15 protein-coding genes are annotated in these 19,963 nt (G+C 70.8%); 6 read left to right on the top strand and 9 right to left on the bottom strand.

The features are described 5' to 3' along the window. Positions 1-47: 47 nt before the first annotated feature. Positions 48-1,148: a glycine cleavage system aminomethyltransferase GcvT gene (gcvT, locus tag OEB96_RS35005; protein WP_266221199.1), complete on the bottom strand. Its 1,101-nt coding sequence runs from the start codon at positions 1,146-1,148 to the stop codon at positions 48-50. A gap of 239 nt (positions 1,149-1,387) precedes the next feature. On the opposite strand from gcvT, the gene OEB96_RS35000 reads away from it, so the two are divergent. The 3 genes from OEB96_RS35000 (at position 1,388) to OEB96_RS34990 (ending at position 8,272) form a co-directional block, all read left to right on the top strand. Next, entirely contained in the window at positions 1,388-2,665 is a 1,278-nt protein-coding gene (locus tag OEB96_RS35000; RefSeq protein WP_266221198.1) for a hypothetical protein, read from the top strand. Between the two features lie 120 nt (positions 2,666-2,785). Then, on the top strand, positions 2,786-3,709 hold the full coding sequence (locus OEB96_RS34995) for a hypothetical protein (protein ID WP_266221197.1): 924 nt from the start codon (positions 2,786-2,788) through the stop codon (positions 3,707-3,709). Positions 3,710-3,973: 264 nt separating this feature from the next. After that, complete coding sequence (locus OEB96_RS34990) at positions 3,974-8,272, top strand: VIT domain-containing protein (RefSeq protein ID WP_266221196.1); 4,299 nt, start codon at positions 3,974-3,976, stop codon at positions 8,270-8,272. A gap of 2 nt (positions 8,273-8,274) precedes the next feature. Here OEB96_RS34990 and OEB96_RS34985 read toward each other — a convergent pair whose 3' ends face one another. Continuing rightward, positions 8,275-11,034: a hypothetical protein gene (locus OEB96_RS34985; protein ID WP_266221195.1), complete on the bottom strand. Its 2,760-nt coding sequence runs from the start codon at positions 11,032-11,034 to the stop codon at positions 8,275-8,277. Between the two features lie 111 nt (positions 11,035-11,145). Between OEB96_RS34985 and OEB96_RS34980 the strand changes: the two genes are divergently transcribed. Further along, entirely contained in the window at positions 11,146-11,382 is a 237-nt protein-coding gene (locus OEB96_RS34980) for a DUF3820 family protein (protein ID WP_266221194.1), read from the top strand. A gap of 4 nt (positions 11,383-11,386) precedes the next feature. Here the strand turns inward: OEB96_RS34980 and OEB96_RS34975 are convergent, their stop codons facing one another. From OEB96_RS34975 to OEB96_RS34965, 3 genes are all read right to left on the bottom strand, one after another. Continuing rightward, on the bottom strand, positions 11,387-12,616 hold the full coding sequence (locus OEB96_RS34975) for a TerC family protein (RefSeq protein WP_266221193.1): 1,230 nt from the start codon (positions 12,614-12,616) through the stop codon (positions 11,387-11,389). Between the two features lie 55 nt (positions 12,617-12,671). Then, a complete protein-coding gene (locus OEB96_RS34970; protein WP_266221192.1) occupies positions 12,672-13,184 on the bottom strand; it encodes a hypothetical protein in 513 nt (170 codons plus the stop codon). A 120-nt stretch (positions 13,185-13,304) separates the two neighbouring features. Beyond that, a complete protein-coding gene (locus OEB96_RS34965) occupies positions 13,305-14,165 on the bottom strand; it encodes a competence/damage-inducible protein A (RefSeq protein WP_266221191.1) in 861 nt (286 codons plus the stop codon). Positions 14,166-14,248: 83 nt separating this feature from the next. Here OEB96_RS34965 and carA point away from each other — a divergent pair, with 83 nt between their 5' ends. Further along, a complete protein-coding gene (gene carA / locus OEB96_RS34960; RefSeq protein WP_456320265.1) occupies positions 14,249-15,457 on the top strand; it encodes a glutamine-hydrolyzing carbamoyl-phosphate synthase small subunit in 1,209 nt (402 codons plus the stop codon). Positions 15,458-15,478: 21 nt separating this feature from the next. Then, entirely contained in the window at positions 15,479-16,123 is a 645-nt protein-coding gene (locus OEB96_RS34955) for a hypothetical protein (protein WP_266221190.1), read from the top strand. 2 nt (positions 16,124-16,125) lie between these two features. Here the strand turns inward: OEB96_RS34955 and OEB96_RS34950 are convergent, their stop codons facing one another. The 4 genes from OEB96_RS34950 to OEB96_RS34935 all read right to left on the bottom strand — a co-directional run bounded on the left by OEB96_RS34950 (position 16,126) and on the right by OEB96_RS34935 (position 19,948). Continuing rightward, positions 16,126-16,809: a M23 family metallopeptidase gene (locus OEB96_RS34950; protein WP_266221189.1), complete on the bottom strand. Its 684-nt coding sequence runs from the start codon at positions 16,807-16,809 to the stop codon at positions 16,126-16,128. A gap of 349 nt (positions 16,810-17,158) precedes the next feature. Next, on the bottom strand, positions 17,159-17,731 hold the full coding sequence (locus OEB96_RS34945; protein ID WP_266221301.1) for a DUF4276 family protein: 573 nt from the start codon (positions 17,729-17,731) through the stop codon (positions 17,159-17,161). A gap of 42 nt (positions 17,732-17,773) precedes the next feature. Continuing rightward, positions 17,774-18,943, bottom strand: coding sequence for an AAA family ATPase (locus OEB96_RS34940; protein WP_266221188.1), 1,170 nt, complete (start codon positions 18,941-18,943; stop codon positions 17,774-17,776). Positions 18,944-19,048: 105 nt separating this feature from the next. Next, a complete protein-coding gene (locus OEB96_RS34935; protein WP_266221187.1) occupies positions 19,049-19,948 on the bottom strand; it encodes a hypothetical protein in 900 nt (299 codons plus the stop codon). Positions 19,949-19,963: the final 15 nt, after the last annotated feature.

Raw genomic sequence — 19,963 nt, 5'->3', positions numbered from 1 at the left:
GGAGGGGAAGGGGAGGAGGGACTTGGTCGAGGGGACGCGCAAGGACCCTAGCGCGGCCGCTTGTAGAACGGGCCCTTGACCTGGCGGGCCGTGAGCTCCTTGCCGCGCTGCCGCAGCCGTAGCGGCGCATCGGCGGGCAGCTCCACGGGCACGTAGGCCAGGCCCACCGCGCCGCCCGCGGTGGGGGCGGGGCCGCCGGAGGTCACGTGGCCGATGACCTGGTCGCCCTCGCCGAGCACCTCGGCCCCCGGGCGCACGATGCCGCGGCCCTCGACCACGAAGCCGGCCAGGCGTCGCGTGGGGCCCTCGGCCTTGATCCGAGACAGCGCGGCATGGCCCACGAACGGCGGCGCGCTCCCTCGGTCGAGCTTGACCACCCAGCCCAGGCCCGCCTCGTAGGGGTTGGTGGTCTCGTCGATGTCCTGGCCGTAGAGCGACAGTCGGGCCTCGAGGCGCAGGGTGTCGCGGGCGCCGAGGCCGATGGGCTCGACCCCCGCGCCATGGAGCGCACGCCACACCGCGGGGGCATCGGCGGCCAGGACGAACAGCTCGAAGCCATCCTCGCCGGTGTAGCCCGTGCGGGCGGCGGTGACCGACGCACCGGCAATGGTGGTGTCACGCAGGCCGAAGCCGGGTACGTCGGCCAGCGCGGGGTCGCCTGCGAGCTCGGTGACGATCGCCACGGCCCGCGGCCCCTGGACTGCGATGAGGGCGAACTCGTCGCTGCGGTCGATCACCTCGCAGTGCGAGCCGGCGTGCTCGCGAAAGTGGGCGAGGTCCTTGTCGACGTTGGCGGCGTTGATCACGATGCGGAAGTGCTGCTCACCGAAGCGATAGACGATGAGGTCGTCGACGATCCCGCCGTGCTCGCGGCACGACACGGTGTAGAGCGCCTTGCCATCGGGTAGCTTGCCGGCATCGCCGGCCACGAGCACGTGGATCGCCGACAGCGCACCGGGGCCCCGAAAGTCGACCTCGCCCATGTGCGACACGTCGAACATTCCGGCGTCGCGACGCACGATGTGGTGCTCCTCGAGGATGCCCTTGCCGTACTGCAGCGGCATGTGCCAGCCTGCGAACGGGACCATCTTGGCGCCGTGCTCGAGGTGGAGGGCGTGGAGCGGGGTGTGCCGAAGGTCGCCGGTCATGCGCGCCTTGGCACTATCGGCGACCCCGGCGGCCGACGCAACCGATCCTCACCCGACCACCCGCCAGGTTGGGACGCCAGGTTGGGACGGCCAGCAGGGTGGGACGGCCGGCAGGGCGGGCGGGCGGCGGGCCGTCCCACCGCACTCGGCAACCTCGTGCGCGGTCCCTGGCCTCGAGGGAGGGAAAGGGGCGGGGGAGCGTTGTAAGCTGCGCGGCACGTCCTGGGTTGTTCCTCGCCATGACCCGTGCCTTCGACATCCGCTGCGGTTCCCGCGGTGCTCGCCTCGCCCGGCCGACCCCGGTGCGGACCATGGCCACCCGCGTCCTCCCGCTGCTCGCCCTGCTGGTGGCCGCGTGGGGCGGGGTGGCCTGCGCTCCGGGCCGGTCCGCCCGAGCGCCCGAGGGCAAGGTCACCGACACCGATGCCAACCGCTACATTCGTCGTGCGATCCGCCAGTCGAGCGAGGGCGTGATCCTGCTGCCATCGCAGCGGGCCGAGCAGATCTACGAGCTGCCGCGGCTCAACGAGATCGCCCAGACGCTGCGGGGCCCGGCGGCGCGCTGCTTCCTGACGCGGGCCATCGAGACGATGGAAGCCGCCAGCGGTGAGACCAGCGGCGAGGACGAGCGCGGCTACCTCCACGTGCCCGAGGGGCAGATGAAGGTGCGCGTGCGGATCGCTCCCTCGGGCGAGGTGCTGCGCACCGAGGTGCTCGAGTCCGGGTTCGTCGACGAGCAGATGGAGCCGTGCGTGCGCAAGGTGCTCGAGGACCAGCGCTGGCCCCCCAACAAGTCGGGCAACTCCCACTTCGTCGACGTGGTGTACTGGGTGAGCCTGGGCATGCAGCGAGATCTGCACACCGAGGCGATGGTCACCCACCTGCGGCGCGAACAGATCGGTGCGGGGCGCCGGGGCAAGGCCTGCCTGCAGGGGCGAGTCGATGCGGGGCGCTACGAGGTGCGCGGGCTCAACCTCGTCGATCGCGAAGGCGGGACCCTGGTCAATCGCATCGACACCAAGGAGCTTCCGGAGTCGATCCGCGCGTGTCTTGCGGCCGCGTTCCACGACATCCGACTGCCGCGGGATCCCGATGCGTTCGTGCGCCCGGTGGCCCCGAGCATCGCGTTCGAGATCGGCAACGATGGCACGGTGATGGTCGAAGGCGAGGAGTGGCTCGAGCTGGTGGAGCTCGAGGAGCGCGCGCGACGAGCCGCCGAGCGCGAGGCGCTGCGGGTCGAGGATCCTTCGATCGACGAGATGCCGCCGCATCGTCCGGCCGAGACGAACACCGGGCTGAGCCTGGGGGCGGCCGGGGGCGGCGGCGGGACGACGAAGAGCGGAGCCGGGCAGGGCACGGCGCCCGCCGACTCGTCGGGGACCGACGCACCACCATCGACCGAGCCTCCGGCGGACCAGCCGACGACCGACGAGCCCAGGGAGCCGGGCAAGGATCCGGGCAAGGGTGGGCTACGGCTCGATCTCTCGCCAGGGCAACGTCGGGGCGACGGGGCGTAGCGGCATCCGGAGACTCCGGCCAGGTCGTCCCTCGCGAGGCGGCCCGAATGCACGCGCGCCCTGCTACGCTGCGGTCGTCATGCACGTCCATCCGCCCGGCGCGTCGAGGAGGATCGGTCGGTGAACCCTCGCGGCGCATCGTCGTCGGCGTGGCCGGTGCCCGTCGAGCCCGCCGCGGCGCTGGTCGGACCGGGCGACGACGCGCGACTGCGCCAGCGCGATCTGCCGGTGATGGTCGAAGGCGAGCTCGAGCGCATGGTGGGGATGATCCCGGTGGTGCGCCTGCTCGGCGGCATGCTGGGCTCGCTGGGGGCGCTGGCCGCCGCGGCCAGCGTGACGCTGGGGATGCCCATGCTGACGCTGGCGTCCACCGTGTTGTCGTCGCTCATCCTCTACGCGCTGTGGGAGGACACGCGGCTGGCCAAGGCGCTCGAGCTGGTCCGTCGCCAGCGGCTGCCCGCGGCCGAGGCCGCGCTGGCCAAGCTCGCGGCCTCGACCCGCCGCTCGCCCTGGCAACGGCAGCGCGCACGGCTCTACCTGGCGTCGCTTTCGTGGCGTCGCGGCGACGTGGAGCAGGCCTTGCAGTGGATCCAGGCGCGCCTGTCGGTACCGCGGCGCGGTCGCGAGGACCCCGGGGAGCGCTGGCTGTGCCAGGCCACGGAGGTGCAGCTGTTGGCCCTGGCCGGGCACGTGCCGCAGGCCCGTGAGGCGCTGCGCGTCCTGCCGCCTCCGGCGCCCGACGAGCACGCCGAGCTGGTCGCGGCGCAGTGCGCCTTGCTGGTCGCGTTCGCGGCCGACGATCCCGATGAAGTGCGCGACGATCTCGATGGCTGGGAAGCGATGATCCGCACACGCGATGGGGTCGGGGTGAGCCTTGGCTTGCTGGCGTGGGCCAACGCCGGGCGTGGTGCTCGCGACCGGGCGCTGGCGCTCTGTCGCGAGGTGGAGCAGCGTGCCGATCGAGGTCACCTGGCCCGGCACTATCCGCGGCTGTGGCAGTGGATCGAGCGCTACGGCGAAGGCTTCCACTATGGACGTCGCTGAGGGCGACCGCGCGCGTGCCCGGCGAGGTCTCGCCCCGGTTCCACGACCAGTCGCACCCCGCTCGATCGCGCGCCCATGGCACGAGTCGCTCGATGACGTCGTTTTGGGGCCACGCAGGCGGCATGGTCCCCAGAACCGGTAGGATGCACCGGCGTCCGTCGAGCCCGGCCGTGGAGCCTGGTCCTCCCGTCGAGCCTGGTCCTCCGTCGATCCAGGCCATCCGTGCGTTCGACCCGCGTCACCCAAGGACCGAGACGAGCCCCGATGTCGTTGCCCAAGAAGATCATCGCTGCCCTTGCCCTGGTTGCCGTCGCGAGCGGCGGCGTGTGGATCGCCGTCACGCAGCCATGGAAGCGGCCGCCGCCGGTTGCGGCCTCCGAGATCTCGGCCAAGCTCGAGCTCGCGGCCGGCGAGGTGCTGCTCGAGCCGGCGCAGGGGTCCGAAGGCAGCGCACAGCGCTTGCTCTCGGGCACTCCGCTGCCCCAAGGTGCCACGCTGCGCACCGGCGAGGGCGCTCGTGCCCTGGTACGCCTGCAAGACGGCGCACGCGTCTACCTCGACGCGCAGACCCGGGTGAGCCTCGCCGAGGGCCTGGTCCTGCACGAGGGCCGGGCCTGGCTCGACGTTCCCGGGCTCGATGCCGGCCGCGAGCCGGCCGAGCATCGGGTGGGGGAGGCCACCGTGGCGCTCTCGGAGGGCGGGGCCAGCCTCGAGCTGCACGACGGCCAGGCCCATGTCTACGTGGCCGAGGGCCTGGCCGTGGTGTCGGGGCCGGGCGGGCGCCAGGAGGTGGCCGCGGGCGAGCAGGCCGTGCTCGCGGGCTCGGCCGCGCCCGAGGTGACCCCGGTGGCGTTCTGGGACGACTGGACCGGAGGCATGGGCGATCGCAGCGGCCTGGGGGCATCGTTCGGTGCGGGCTCGGGCAGCCTCTATGCGGTCGATCGCAGCGCGCCGCCCGGCTCTCCCGCACTCCCGCTGCAGATCCAGAGCCAGTCGGTGCAGGTCGTCATGCGCGGCGACGTGGCCGAGACCCGGGTGGATCAGCGCTTCTTCAATCCCTCGGGGCGCGACGTGGAGGGCTACTACTGGTTCACCGTCCCCGAGGGCTCGCAGCTGGTGAGCTTTGCGTTGGAGACCAACGGACAGCTCGTCGAGGCCGAGGTGGTCGAGCGCAAGCAGGCCGCAGCCACCTACGAGGCCGCGGTCCAGCGCGCCAACGATCCCGCGCTGCTCGAGTGGGTCGACGAGCGTACCGTGCGGGCGCGGATCTTCCCGGTGCCCGCGCTGGGGACCCGCCGCACGGTCGTGCGGTACCAGCAGCTGCTCACCGAGGCCGAGGGCAAGCTGCGCTACGCCTATCCGCTGGCGGCTCCGGCCGGCAAGCAGACCGCGAGCATCGAGGACTTCTCGCTCGCGGTCGATCTGGGCGAGCTCGGCGAGCGCTACGACATCGCGACCCTGGGCGAGGCGCGGGTGGAAGACGCCGGACGCCGGGTGACCATGCGCCGCAGCGGCTACACGCCCCGCGCCGACTTCCAGCTCGAGCTGACCCGCAAGCCGGGCAAGGAGCGAGCGCCGCTGCGACTGTCGATGCTCGATCCCGGCGGTGATCAGGCCCGCTACGTGATGGTGCGCTACGCCCCCGATCTCGACTTCGGGCAGGTCACCATGCCGCGCGGCGAGGTGGTGGTGGTGGTCGACACCTCGGCCGCCGGCGATCCCTCGGAGTACCAGACGCGCCTGGCGGTGACCGAGGCGCTGCTGCGCAGCCTCAGCGAGGGCGATCGCTTTGCGGTGATGAGCGCCGACGTCAAGGCCGAGGCGCTCTATCCGGCCACGGGCCTGGCCGAGGCCGGCCCTCAGGCGGTGTCGGAGGCGCTCGAGCAGCTTGCGGCCCACGGGACCGGCGGCGCCACCGATCTCGGGGCCATCTTCGAGCTGGCGCTGTCGCAGGTGCACGGGCTCGAGCAGCCCGCGGTGATCTACGTGGGCGATGGCATGGCCACCAGCGGCGAGCGAGGCGGCGATGCGCTGGCAGAACGTCTGCGACGCAGCCTCACCGGCTCGAGCGCGCGGCTGTTCACGGTGGGGGTGGGGCAGGAGGTCGACGATCGCCTGCTGCAGACCCTGGCCCGGGTGGGCGGCGGCGGCAGCGTGCGCGTCGAGGGCCCCGAGCAGGCCATCGTGCGCGCGCTGGAGCTCTCCGGGGCGCTCAAGACCCCCACCGTCACCGCGCTGCAGCTCGATCTGGGCGAGGGTCTCGACGACGTGTTCTGGAGCACCACCGGCAAGCTCTCGCGAGGGCAGGAGCTGGTCGTGCTCGCCCGGACGCACCACGACTTGCCCAAGGAGATCACGGTGAGCGGGCGCCTGGGCGGCGAGCCGTTCGAGCGCACCTACGAGCCCGTGCGCGAGCAAGGCGTGCTCGAGCAGCTGGTCCCACGGCTGTGGGCCGGGGCCTACGTGGAGCGCCTGCTCGGCGACAGCCGCGGGCCCGAGGCGGTGCGCGGCAAGGTGCTCTCGCTCGGCCTCGAGTACGGCTTGATGACCCCCTACACCTCGTTCATCGCCCTCGACAGCGAGCAGGCCTATGCGGCGATGGGGATCGTTCGACGGTCGCGGCGCTTTGGCGGGGTGCGGTTGACCGCCGATGCGGCGCACTTGCAGCAGCGATCCACCAAGCGCGATCGCGGCGCGCTCGAGATCGTCGGCGCAATCCTCAGCGCGCCGATCGGTTGCGACGCGAGCGACAGCAGCCACGAGGAGCCCGCGATGGTGGCTGCGCCGCCGCCCGTGCAATCCTCGCCGGCCAGCGACGCGCCCGCGCGCGCGGTCAGCCAGTCGTTCGATGCCGCGAAGGCCGACCGCGCCATGGCGCCCGAGGACGATGCCGCCTACGGACGGCCGGTCGAGGCGGAGCCCGCGGCCCTGGAGGAGGCCCCACCGGCCGCTCCGCCGTCGGCCGTGAGCAAGCCCAAGATCGCGCTCGGTGGCGGTGGCGATCCCCTGGATGGGCTCGTCGGTGGAGCTGCCGGCGACGACGGCGGGGGCTTTCAGGACGGCGAGCCGAGCGGGCCGGGGGGCCTGGTCGAGGGCGAGTCGGGAGGACGAGCATCCGGGGTGCGGCGCAAGGGCGGCCTCGCCAAGCTCGACGAGTCGCGCAACGAGGAGGACCGACACTGGCGCTCGCCAGTGGTCACCTCCACCGTGGTTCGCGGCCGTCAGCTTCCGTGCAGCGATGCATCGGCGCGGCGCCTGGCCCAGCGACGGGTCCTGTGGGAGCAGCGCCTGATGCGGCTGTCCACCATGACCGAGTCGCTCGAGGTCTACGAGGCCTCGGCCGGTGGCTGCGAGGTGGGGAGCTGGCGGGACCAGCGGGCGTTCCTCGAGCTGCTCCAAGCGCGCGCCCGGACCGAGGCCGACGTGGCGCTCGTGTTGGCCCACTTCGGTGACGAGCCCGATGCCGCTCGCTATCTGGCGCGGGCGCTGCTGCGGCGCCTGGTGGATCCCTCGATGGTCGCCGCGGTCCACAACGCGCTGTTCGGCGCGCTGGTGGACTGGGACGAGGTCGACGCTCGGGTGGTGCTGGCCGAGTCGGTCGACGACAAGCTCGGCATCGTTCGCGATGCGCTCCTGCGCTCGCCCGGCGATCCGCAGGGCGAGCTGCGTCTCATCGAGCTGCTCGTGGTCGCCGATCGCGTGTCGGAGGCGGTGACCCACGGCACCCGCCTGCGCGAGCAGGGCATGATGACCCCCGAGCTGGCCCAGTCGCTGGGCGAGGTGATGGTGGCCCACGGCCAGACCGAGCAGGCGCAGCGGCTGTTCTCGGAGATCGTGGAGTTCGATCCAAGCAGCCCGCAGAGCCGCCGCTTGCTGGGCGACATCTTCTTGCGCCACGGCTGGTACGACGGTGCCTATCGTCAGTACGAGGATCTCGTGGCGCTGTCGTCGACCGATCCCACCGCGGCGATCCGACTGGCCCGGGCGGCGGCCGGCACCGGGCGCGTGGACGAGGCGCTTCGAACCCTGCGCAAGCTCGCCAGCGGCGAGGGGCGCCCGGGCGCCGACGATCCGCGGCGCTTTGCCCGGCTGCACGCCGCGGCCCTGCTCGCGGTGCTCCTGCGCGACGCCGCCGGCTCCTCGGAGATCCCCGCCGACGGCGTGAGCCGGGAGCTGCGTCGGCTGCAGTTGTTCGAGGGCCCCGGGAGCTGGACCCTCTTGGTCTGGAAGGATCTCGAGGCTCGGCTCGTGCTCACCCACGAGGATCCGACCTCGCGCCAGCACGTGGGAGATCCGCTCATCGCCGGGGACACCGGGCTGTTCGCCCTCCAGGCTCCTCCCGGAGGCCTGCCTCCGCTCACCGTGCGCCACGCCGGGGAGGTCCTCGACCGGCCGGTCTCGTTCACCCGCATCACTCTCACCTTCGATGGCAAGGGGTTCACGGTCGATCTCCGAGAGGGCGAGCTGCCGGCCGGGCGCTCGCGGCTCGTCGCCGAGCCCCCGTCGCCCGAGGAGGACGAGGACACGGTGACCGACGATCCGGCCGAGGTGATCGCACCCTAGGCCTACGCGCTCTGCCAGAACGCGGTGTCCTCGTACACGTAGAGCGCGAGCCGGCCGGGGACGCCGAGCGCCAACAGATCGTCGCCGGTCTGAAGGACGAACACGCCATCATGGTCCTCGTCCCGCCACCATAGCGGCGAGCCGCCCACCCAAGCCGGCGCTTGCTCGAGCGCCTCACGGAGCTTGCGCAGGCCCTTGCTTCCTTGCTCGAGCTCCGCGCGATCGAACACCGCCACCGGGACCTGCACCGCGTGGGCGTAGAGCGGGTTGTTCTCGCAATCCGGGTAGGGGATCAGCTCGTCGTCATCGAAGCGATCGCCGTCGTCATCGTCATCACCGCCCTCATCGTCGTCACGGCGCCGGGGTGGCTTCATCCGAGTCTCTCCCTGGGCGAGGTCGGCCTCGGTCAGCCACAGCACGGCTGCGTCGTCGCTGTCGGGCTCGTATGCGTGACCCCCTCCGTGGGCCACGAACACCGCGAGCGCGGCCTTGTCCGGGTGACGGGCGGCGAGCGGCGGTACGTCGGCCAGGCGGAGCGTCAGCACGTGCAGCATGGGCTGGTCGTCGATGTCGGCGGGCCAGCGGTCCCTGGGCACCCCCACCGCCTTGGGACCCACGCGGCTGATGGCCGACGGGTCGGCCTCGACCTCGGTCCAGGGCTCGAGCACGTGGATCGTCACACGCTCGAGCCGGTCGGGCAGCTTGGCGGCCAGACGGCGTAGCTGCTCGGCCGACTCGCTGCGTGGTCCCTCGAGGATGCCGACCCGCAAGTCCTCGTCGAGCAGCGCGCTCATCCGAGCATGCGTCGAGGGATCGGCGAGCAGCCGTCGGACGGGCTCGTGCAAGGCGATGCCGATGCGATGGACGGCGGCACCGAGCCACTCGTTGTCACCCACGCGAACGTCGGGAGCGGTGGCCACCCGCTGCAGCGCGCGCTCCCACAGCGAGGACGGTCCGAGGTCGATGAACGCCAGCACCCGCGCGAGCTCCGGCCCCCCGCGCTCGAGCATGCGCTCGAGCAGCGCCGCCCGGCGTGACGGTGACGAAGTCGCCAGCAGGCGTCGTATCGCCGGGCCCACCGTGTCCTCCCAGTCGCTGTCGTTGCCGGGCATGCCGTCGAGCGTGATGAATCGATCCCAGCGCGGGTCCAGCTCGACACCCGTGCGCCGCTGCTGCGTCGCCACCGTGACCAGGATCGCGTGGGAGAGCGCGCCGAGGTTCTTCTGCAAGGACTTGGCCGCAGCATTGCCTCCGCGCTTGCCCCGTCCGCGCTTGCCCTTGGCCTCGCGGGCCGGGCTGGGCTCGGGCACGGGGGCGGTCGACAGCTCGTCGTAGATGGAGGCCAGACCCTCGAGCGCGCCCGGTCCCAGCTCTTGCCAGGCGTGGATCGGAACGTCGCCGTCCTCGGCTGCATCGATCGCAGCCGCGAGGTTGCGGCCCACGACCTGCAGGGCGTGCTCGAGCAAGCTCGGGTCGTCCACCGCCGACAGCAACGGCAACGCGCGCACCGCTTCCGTGAGCGAGCCGTCGAGGCGTGCCCGCAGCACGGCGACCGCACGTGACTGGCCCAGCGCGCGCAACGCCTGGACCATCGGCTCTCGGCCCGTGAAGCCGTGGCTGGGAGTGCCCATCGCCACGGCCCGCAAGCGCAGGGTGGCATCGATGGATTCCGGGATCGCCTCGTCCCTGGCGGCGTAGCGAAGCACCGCACACACGCGGCACACGTCGGCGCGGGCCTCGAAGCGATCGTCCGCGAGCGCCTCGGCCACTTCGAGCAGCTGGGGTGGCTCGTCGTGACGGTCCTGCAGCAGCACGTCGTAGGTGAGCCCGAGGTTCTCGGTGTCCCAGTTGACCCGCGACAGCAGGTAGGCCAGGCGATCGACGGAGACGGTCGCGAAGGCCTCGCGAGCGTACTTGATCTCGACCGTTTCGGAGCCCGCACGAAGCGCGGCGCGCAGCAGGTGGGGGGCAAAGGCCTCGGTGCCTCCGAGCCGCTCGATGATCTGCTGCCCGTGGTGCGTGAGTCGATCCTCGGCGAAGTCGTACAGCGAGGAATCGACGAGCTCGTCGCCCTCCACCATGTAGACGCTGGCGGGGCCGCCATCGCCCTGGACGATCATCCTCGCGTACCCGATTGCGAGCCGCTCGAGGACCGGTGGTGGAAGCGCCTCGCCCACCCGCAGCCGCACGCTGGCCAAGCCGAGCGCGAGGCGAGGGGAGAGGACGTCGTCGAGGTCTCGGAACGGCGATGGCTCGCGCAAGTAGCCCCAGAGCACGATCCGATCGAGGTCCTCGTCCCAAAAGCCCGTCCAAGGCTCGAAGTCGTCGTTCTCATCCTCGTCGACCCCGTATTCGCGCTCCAGCGCCGCGAATGGTTCGTCGTCGTCGTCGACGTCGTCGTCGTCGTCGTCGTCGTCGTCGTCGTCGTCGTCGTCCTCGTCGTCGGCCTCGTCATCGTCGTCGTCGGCCTCGTCGTCGTCGTCGTCGTCATCGTCGTCATCGTCCTCCCGGACCGACCGCAGCAACCCCGCGATTGCCTCCGGCGAGGCCGTGCTCACCTCGTCCGCGAGGCCGCTCCACAGCTCCGGCCACCGGCCGAGTTCCAGCAATCCTCGAGCCTGCAGCTCCCACAGCAGTCGAAAGGCTCCCTGCCGATCTCCGGCGAGCTCCTGAGCGGGCCCTTCCTTGTCATAGCGGCTGGCCTTCTCGGTCGCCTTCGCGAGGGCACGCGCTCGTTCGTCGGTCAATGTGGGGGTCGGCATCGACGCCACGATAGGAGCCCCGACGCCCCCGCCCAAGCCACCGTGCGAGCCGGGCCCGAACGACGGTTCACCTGCCTCCCTTGCCATGGTCGGGCTATCGTGTCCGGGCCGATGTCGACGCTGCGGCCCGATCCCGCCCTGTTGCTCGAGCTGTGCCGAGCCCGCATGCCGTTTGGCAAGTATGCGGGCCTACGACTCGTCCACCTGCCCGAGCCCTACCTCCTGTGGTTCGAACGCGAGGGCTTTCCTCACGGCAAGCTCGGGGAGCAGATGGCCCTCGCGCTCGAGATCAAGCGCAACGGTCTGGAGCGTCTGCTCGATCCTCTGCTCGACGAGGAAGGGCCCTGAGCGCTCAGCCCGAGGCCTCTTCGGCTTTCGAACTCGGCTCTGCCATGCCCGAGTCGAGCCCCGAGTCGAGCCCCGAGTCCATGCCCGGCTCGACGAGTCCCGAGTCGAGCAGGATGCCGGAGTCCGGCCCCGCCTCGTCCACCGAGCTCGAGTCGTCGCTGCGGGGGTGCCGAGTCTTGCGCACCAGCACCACGTCGGTGTTGGTGGTGGTCAGCGATGCGTCGATGGGCACCTGCGCGATCAAGGAGGCGGCGTCGGTGTTGTCGAGCACCTCTTGGTGCTTGGGGTCGGGGGGAGCCAGCAGGCTCACCACCATCGACGCGGAGATGAGCCCCGCCACGATGCCCAGGCTCACCCCGATGGGGATGTGGATCGGCTCGATCACGATGAGCCCCTCGGCCAGCAGCATCTTGGCGCCGATGTACGCCAGCACCAGGCCCAGGCCGTACTTGAGGTAGGCGAACTTGTCGAGCACGTTCTGCAGCAGGAAGAACATGGCCCGCAGGCCGAGCACCGCGCAGACGTTGCTGGTGAAGACGATGAACGGATCACGGCTGATGCCGAACACGGCCGGGATCGAGTCGAGCGCGAACACCACGTCCGAGGTCTCGATCATCAGCAGCACGATGAGCAGCGGGGTGGCGTGCAGCTTGCCAACCCCTTGAACGGTCTCGCGCACGAAGAACTTGCTGCCGTGGTAGCGCCGCGTCAGCGGCAGCACCTTGCGCGCCAGCCGATAGGCGAGGTTGCCCGACGGGTCGACGTCGTCGTCCTCGGCGAACAGCAGCTTGACGCCGGTCACCAGCAGGAACAGCCCGAAGATGTAGAGCGTCCAGGAGAACGTCTCGATGAGGCCGATGCCGACGACGATGAACACGCCGCGGAGGATGAGCGCGCCCAGGATGCCGGCGAACAGCACGCGGTGCATCACCGCCTGCCGCACGTCCATGTAGCGGAAGATGACGATGAAGACGAACAGGTTGTCGACCGACAGCGACTTCTCGATCACGTAGGCGCTGAGGAACTCGAGCGCGCGCTCCGAGCCGAACCAGAGATAGACCAGCCCGTTGAAGCACAGCGACAGCGCCACCCACACGCACGACCAGATGAGCGCCTCGCGCGTGGTGACGGTGCGGGCCTGGCGGTGGAACAACCCGAGGTCGATGGCCAGCAGCACACCGATCCCCACGAGGAACACCACCCACAGCGCAGGAGAACCTACGGAATGGAACAAGCGCGTCTGCTCCCTGAGACTGGAGGGGAAACGGGGACGGGGCGCCTTTGGCCCGTCACTTGAGCCGCTCGACGGAGGTCGCCTTGACCTTGAGGGTCATCTTGCGGGGCTTGCTCTCGTCCTGGAATTCGAGGTCGGCCAGGGTTCCGGCGAACTCGATGTGCGTGCCGGGGGGGACCCCGGTGAAGAAGTCCTGGTCCGAGTACAGGTGATAGACGAGCGTGATCTCGTACAGCACCGCCTCGGGAACGGCCGCGTTGATCTCGTACTTGCCGTACTGGGCGTCGTCCATCGCCTCGCCCAGCTCGGCGCCGCGCTCGAAGATCGCCTGACCTCGAAACGAACCCTCGGTGGTCTTGAGCTGCTCGACGTGCGCTTCGCGCTCGGCGCTCGACATCGAGTTGAACTCGTCCAGCCGCTTCTCGTTGAACGTGAGGTCGGCGCCCTTGACGTCGTAGGACGCGGGGGGCTTCTGCCAGTCGGGCGTCTTCTCTTCCGCGCTGTACTGGCAGGCGGGCAGCAGCAACGCCGCGCACATACCGGCGATCAGCCTGTGGGCTCCGCGCATGGCGGGAAAGCTATCACGCCGTCGTCAGAATTCCACCGCGATGTTGGGCTGCTCGGCGTGCGCTGTCCAAGCGCACCGTTCCAACCGGTCGTGGGCTCGGTCGTGGGCTCGGTCGTGGACTCACGCGGAGACCACGGTGGGATCCGGGTCGGGCAGCAGGGTGCCCTCGGGGAGCGAGGCTCGCAGTGCATCGCGAGCGGCCTGGACCACGGCGGCTGCGGCCATGGGGGCCTCGAACGTGACGCGAACGTGGTAGCGCACCTGACCGTCGTCCTCGCGGGTCCAGCGGGGATACGAGCCGATCTCCACGCCCGGGTGGCGCTCGAGTACGGCATCGAGCAGGGGGGCGAGGCGGTGCTCCTCGAGCGTGCTGTGCAGGGTGGCCAGGTGCCAGCCCTCCCCCTGGGGCAGCTCGTCGGGCAGCGCCTCGAGCCGCTCGATCTTCGTGCGCAGCAGCGGCGGCACCCCCGGCAGGACATAGACCCGAGCGGGCTGAGGCGCTTGCAGATCCAGCCGCATCACCGGCCAGCCCGGCCCTGCGCGGAGCACGGTCCCCTCGGGTACGTCCGCCATCGACAGTGCCTCGGGCGTGAGCCCGGATCCGTAATGGGCACGAAGCTCGGCCTCGATCTCGGGGTGGCGCATCAGCGGGTGTCCGGTGGCCCGGGCGATGGCCTCGAGCGTGCGGTCGTCGTGGGTGGGTCCCACGCCCCCGGAGGTGAACACCAGCGGGACCCGAGCCAGCAGCTCGAGGAGCGCGCGACCGATGTCCTCGATGCCGTCGCCCACGGTGCGGATCTCGACGAGGGCGATACCCCTACGTCGCATCATCTTGGCGAGGAACCAGCCGTTCTCGTCGCGGATCTTGCCGCTGAGCAGCTCGTCGCCGATGAGCAGCACTGCCGCGCGCGGGGCGGCCGAGCCCGCAGCCGCAGCCGAGCCCGAAGCGGTCACGGTTGGCGCAGACGAAGGCGAGGTCATGCGGGTGGCACGGTTCCCGACGATAGCACGAGCCTCGGGGCGTGGGCTTGACGGTGGCCGGGCCCGGAGCGTAGGGCTTGGCCGTGCTCTCGGACCGCGACGATCCCCTTCATCGGCCCGGGCCGGACGCGTTCGGCGACCGCGGGCCGGCCTACTTCGGCGAGGGCGTGCTCGCACTCGCCGACGGCCGTGTGTTTCGGGGCCTGGCCTTCGGGGCGCGGGCCACCGTGGTCGGCGAGGTGGTGTTCAACACCTCGATGACCGGCTATCAGGAGATCATCACCGATCCCTCCTATGCGGGGCAGCTGGTGTGCCTGACCGTGTCCGAGGTGGGCAACGTGGGCGTCAATGCCGACGATGCGGAGTCGCGCAGTGCGGGCGCCGAGGGACTGATCGTGCGGTCGCTGTCGCCCATGGTCTCCAACTGGCGCGCCGAGCAGACCCTCGCGGCCTACCTCGAGTCGCGTGGCATGCCGGGCCTGGCCGAGCTCGACACCCGCGCCCTCACCCGGCACCTGCGGCGAGTGGGCGCAGTGATGGGGGCGCTGTCGACGGTCGACACCGACGCGGAGCGCCTGGTCGCCATGGCCCGCGATGCGGCGCCGATGGAAGGGCGTGGCCTCGCCCACGAGGTCAGCACCAAGGAGGCCTATGGATGGTCCAGGGGCACCTGGGGCCAGGGGACGCCGCCGTCGCCCGACGTGCACGTGGTCGCCTACGACTTCGGCATCAAGCACGAGATCCTGTGCAACCTCGTCGATCAGGGGATCCGCGTGACGGTGGTGCCGTCCACCACCTCCGTCGACGACGTGCTGGCGCTCGCGCCCGACGGCGTGTTCCTGAGCAACGGGCCCGGCGATCCGGCCGCGCTCACCGATGTGATCGAGCGGACCCGCGACCTGCTCCACCGCGACGCGCGGATGCCCGTGTGGGGCATCTGTCTGGGCCATCAGCTCATGTGCCTGGCGCTCGGGGGCAAGACCTACAAGCTCAAGTTCGGTCACCACGGGGGCAACCACCCCGTTCGCGACGAGCGCTCGGCGGCGGTGGCGATCACGGCCCAGAACCACGGCTTCGCCGTCGACGCCGAGTCGCTGGGCACCGAGGTGGAGGTCACCCATCTCAATCTCTTCGATCGCACGGTGGGCGGGCTGCGCGTCCGTGATCGCCCGCAGTGGAGCGTGCAGTATCACCCCGAGGCCTCGCCTGGCCCGCACGACTCGCAAGGGCTGTTCGTCGAGTTCGCACATGCGGTGCGGAGCGCCCGAGCCGAGCGGGTGGGCTCGTCGTGAGCTCGGCATGAGGCGTCGGCCATGGATCCTCGCCTTGGCGATGCGCTCGACGAGCTCGCGGCCGCGGTGTTCGACGGTGAGGACGGCCATCATCGGGTGGCGCCGCTGTTTGCTCGCTGGGACGACGAGGCGGCGCCCTTGCGGGACGAGGATCCCGACTATCCGCGCTGGCAGGTGATCCGCACCGACTGGGCCTTGTGCGACGCGTTGGCCCACGATGCGGCCGGGCCTGGCGACACCTGGCTGCGGCGGCTGCTGCGAGGGCGCGTGCCCGGCTTTCGGCCCGGGCCCGATCACGCCGCGCTGGCGGGCTCGTGGGTGGGGTTGTTCGAGGTGTGGCCGGGCAAGACGCCGTGGCTGCGCGATTGCATCGGCGGGGTGTGTCTGGGCCTGGGTGATCGGGCGCAGCTCGAGCCCACGGGGGACGACGGACCCGTGGCGCTGTGGGAGGCGCGGGTGGTGGTCGAGCAGGGGAGGGCACGGCTGTGCCGGGAGCCGCTTGCGTATCCGCTGGAGATCTTGAAGACGGTCCGGGACCGCCAGCTGCGGCGCTTCGCCCCGGGCGGTCGCGTGCCGTCGATCGCGTTGCTGCGGCGCGCCCGGCTGCGCTGGCGCCGGGCCGAGCGGGCGGATGCATCGGTGATGTTTCGGCTGATCGAGGATTGAGCTCACGGGGCGGCGGGGGAGGGAGCCGGGTCCGCGGCTGCATCCAGCGGGGCCACCAGCGCTCGCGGGCGATGCGGCGGCTCGCCCAGGATCTCCAGCGGATCGATCGCCTTCCCGTCGAGCGTGACCGTCAGGTGCAGGTGCGGCGCTGCGCTGCGCCCGGTGTTGCCCACGAGCCCGATCGCCGCGCCGCGATCCACCGGCACGTCGCTCACCACCAGCACGTCCGAGAGGTGACCGTAGAGGCTCTGCAGCCCATCGCCGTGGTCGACGATCACCAGGTTGCCCAGCAGCGGATCGTGCCCGACGAACGCCACGGTGCCCGGTCCGATGCTGAGCACCAGATCGCCGATCGAGCCTCGCAGATCGATCCCGCGGTGCAGCCGGGTGCCGAGGCCGCTGACCGGATCGACGCGCCAGCCGAAGCTCGAGGTCAGGTGCACGCTCTCGGTCGGCCAGCCGAAGCGGAGGCCGGGTGCACGCTCGCGCAGCCCGGGCAGCTCGAACGCGCCCGGGGGTGGAGGAGGGGGAGGACTCGGCTCTGCGGGTACCTCCACGCTCGATGCCGGGGACCGAGCATCCGGCTCGTGCTCGTTCGTGCCCTCGCACGCGACTCCGAGCGCGATCCACACCGACAGCGCTGCCGTCGCTGCTGGGGGAATGCGCGTGCCGATGTCCGGATCCACGAGCGGAGTATAGATGTCCCTCCGAGGCGGCTGCGACGCTGGCGGAGCACAGCCCTGGATCGTCTATGGTAAGGAGCGCACCCGTCGGAAGAAGACCTGGGATTCGTCTCGGCAAGGAGCGCACCCGTCGCAAGGGAGCCGGAGGTCGGTCCCGGCAAGGAGCGCACCTGTCGGACGGAGACCCGGGATTCGTCTCAGCAAGGAGCACACCTGTCGGACGGAGACCGGCAGTCCGTTTCGGCAAGGAACTCACCTGTCCGAAGGCGATCTCGAATTCGACTCGATGAGGAGCGCACGTGCCGGGCGCAGACCTGGAGTCCCTTCGAGACGATGGCGACGCTGAGGCGGGCTACCCCGTGGCGAGCTCGAGCATGTCGTCGAGCAGTTCCCGTGCGTGCGGACACTTGCTTCGGATCACCTGGGGATCGAGCCGGCCGAACAGGTTGGCGCCGTCGGTCACCTTCTTGTAGCTCCTGCGAAGCTTGTCCCGGTAGAGCCGCTCGAGGAGCTTGGCGGGTGGCTCGTCGAAGTTGACGGTCTCGGGTCGGTCACAGCGGCCGGGCAGCGCTGCGCGGACCGGCTGGGGGAAGAGCGAGGGCTCGGAGAGCAGCCACGCCTCGGTCTCGTGGACCGCGAAGTGCTGGCGAAACAGGGGGTGGCCCACCTTCTCCTCGATGTCCGCCTTGGCCCACGCATAGCGGTCCTCCACGGTGGTCCGGTGCGGAGGGTAGAAGGTAGGGCCGTAGAGATCGAGCAGCCCGAACGCACCCACCACGTCGGCGCCCGACTTGCCCGAGAGGTTGAGGCGTACCTTCTTGTGGATCTCGTCGTAGTAGTCGCGCCAACCGTCGAAGCGCACGACCTTGATCCCGATCGGTTGCTCGAGCTGGGGATCGAGCCAGCGCTTGAGCAGCTTCGGCAGCGCCTTTGCGCTCGGTGTGCCCCTCGACGAACAGGACGAACTTCATGCCATCCCCTCGAGCTCGCCCGATCGAAACAGGGCGCCGAGGGTGTACTCGTGCAGCCAGCGCTGGAGTTCTTCGCCGTCGACCACCGACAGCCGGGTCTCCCCGTCCTCCCAGCGTGCCACCGTGGTGGTGGGGGGCGTGGCGGTGAAGACATCGAGGAGCTGCGCGGAGTGCGTGGTGAGGATCACCTGCGTGCGCGTGGCTGCCTCGACCGCGTGCTCGGCCACGATCGGCAGCATGCTCGGGTGCAGGCCCGTCTCGGGCTCGTCGATCGCGATGAGGCTGGGAGGGTCGGGGTTGGCGAGGATGGCGAGCAGCAGCAGGAAGCGGATCGTGCCGTCCGAGAGGTCGGCGGCCGATTGCTCGGTGCGCAGCGACCTCCAGCGGACGCGGAGCTGTACCCGCTGGTCGGCTGCGGGCGGAAACACCAGCTCCTCGTAGTCGTCGTTGAACGCCACCCGCATCGCATCGTCGACGGCTTGCTTGAACTCGCGGCTGCCGGTGTAGAGCGTGTGTAGCACCGGGATCAGGTTCTGTCCGTCGGCGGCGACGCAGTGCTCCATCCTGGCAACGGCCGCTTGCCGGAGCGGGGCCCCCACGTCCACGTGTACGTCGTGGTAGAGGCTCCAGCCCGAGAACAGCTCGGTGGTACTGACCAGCTTCGGGTGGGAGAAGGGCCCCGCGAGGAAGGACAGCAGCGTCGCGTCCTCGGGGATCCCGGGATCCACCTCGTGGCCGCGAACGACGGCACGAGTAGGTGTACGCTCGAGCACCGCTTCTGGCGCGTGCCCCTCTGCGAGATGCACGGGAGCGGAGCGTGTGAGCCGCTCGCTCTCGACGCGATAGCTGCTGCTGGTCCCGAGCCGCCGTAGGCACAGCTCGTAGGCGAACGCGTCGCCAGGCTCGGTCCCCCGACGCTCATCGACTCGCACCTCCCACGCAATCTCCTCCGCCTGCCCATCCCACAGCAGCGGCCCAATGCCGCCCATCCGCAGGATCGCCTTCGGCAGCTCTCCGCGTGCGCTCTGACGCAGCAGCTCGAGCCATCGCAGCAGGTTCGACTTGCCCGAGCCGTTGGGCCCGATGACCACGTTGAGCGCACCCGGCTCCCACGTCACGTCACGCAGCGAGCGAAACCCCTGGATCCTCAGCTTCTGGATGCCCACGTGGGACCTCGCCAAACCCTACGCCGAGACTCCAAGCGCGTCGAGTCGCGGGACTGCGGCCGAAACGGCCACAGTCCCGCGCGCCCGCGGGGCCCGAACCCCCGCCTACGCCGGGACTCCGCAGTACCCCACGTCCTGCAGCCCCGGCGGCGGATCATCGAGCGCCGGCACGCAATCCTCGGCTGGATCCGTGCACTGATCCGGCGGCCCGCTGAGCTCGCACACCGGCGTGCAGCAAGCCCCGTCCATCGGGCAGCCCGCGGTGCCGCCACGGCAGATGAGCCCGGGATCGCAGCTCTGGATCGTGTAGCAGGGATCGCCGTCTCCGCCCTGGCCGGCGGGCGCACCCGGCATGGCGCACACGAAGTTGTCGAACGCGGCGTAGCAGCCCTGGCCTGCGGGGCAGTCCTGCAGGATCGGATCGCACAGCACCTCGCACACCGGCAGCACGCCGTCGTTGAAGGGGAAGCACTCGCCGCCGTTCTCGCACGGGACCTCGACCGAGCAGTACTCGAGGCACGTGCCCATGCCGGTGTGGCCGCTGACGTCGGTCATGCAGAAGTAGCCCGGCGCGCAGGTGTCGTTGTCCTCGAAGCGCTCGCACGCCTCGCCCCACAGGTCGTCGCCGATGATCGGCACGCACTTGGTCGCGTCCACCGTCTCCTGCCCCGGCGTGGCCACGTACGAGGTGCACTTCTCGCCCTTGGGGCAGTCCTGGAGGTAGGGATCGCACTGCCCCACCACGCCGCCATCGGGCGGCAGCAGGAAGCTGCCGGCGGTGTCGTCGTCGACGTTGCTCGTGACGCCCTGGTCGCCGCTGCCGGTTCCCTCCATGGGCGAAGAGGTCACCTCCATGCCCGGACCCGGCCCAAAGGTCGTGGTCCCCGTGGTGTCGTTGCCTCCCTCCTCGCCCTGACCGCCCGTGCCGTCCGTGCTCGACCCCGGGCAGCCTGCCAGTACACCGCCCAAGATCACGATCGTCGTCCAACCGATGTGCCGTCGCATGTCCCCTCCCAAAAA

Origin of the sequence: Paraliomyxa miuraensis, assembly GCF_026337845.1 — a bacterium.
In the GTDB taxonomy this organism is placed as follows: Bacteria; Myxococcota_A; Polyangia; order Nannocystales; family Nannocystaceae; genus Paraliomyxa; species Paraliomyxa miuraensis.
Note: the sequence above shows the minus strand (reverse complement) of the source record. Positions and strands in the feature narration are given on the sequence as shown.

Coding starts and splice junctions, on each gene's coding strand:
- gcvT (WP_266221199.1), bottom strand. CDS start 1,148: ATGACCGGCGACCTTCGGCACACCCCGCTCCACGCCCTCCACCTCGAG.
- OEB96_RS35000 (WP_266221198.1), top strand. CDS start 1,388: ATGACCCGTGCCTTCGACATCCGCTGCGGTTCCCGCGGTGCTCGCCTC.
- OEB96_RS34990 (WP_266221196.1), top strand. CDS start 3,974: ATGTCGTTGCCCAAGAAGATCATCGCTGCCCTTGCCCTGGTTGCCGTC.
- OEB96_RS34985 (WP_266221195.1), bottom strand. CDS start 11,034: ATGCCGACCCCCACATTGACCGACGAACGAGCGCGTGCCCTCGCGAAG.
- OEB96_RS34980 (WP_266221194.1), top strand. CDS start 11,146: ATGTCGACGCTGCGGCCCGATCCCGCCCTGTTGCTCGAGCTGTGCCGA.
- OEB96_RS34970 (WP_266221192.1), bottom strand. CDS start 13,184: ATGCGCGGAGCCCACAGGCTGATCGCCGGTATGTGCGCGGCGTTGCTG.
- OEB96_RS34965 (WP_266221191.1), bottom strand. CDS start 14,165: ATGACCTCGCCTTCGTCTGCGCCAACCGTGACCGCTTCGGGCTCGGCT.
- OEB96_RS34955 (WP_266221190.1), top strand. CDS start 15,479: ATGGATCCTCGCCTTGGCGATGCGCTCGACGAGCTCGCGGCCGCGGTG.
- OEB96_RS34935 (WP_266221187.1), bottom strand. CDS start 19,948: ATGCGACGGCACATCGGTTGGACGACGATCGTGATCTTGGGCGGTGTA.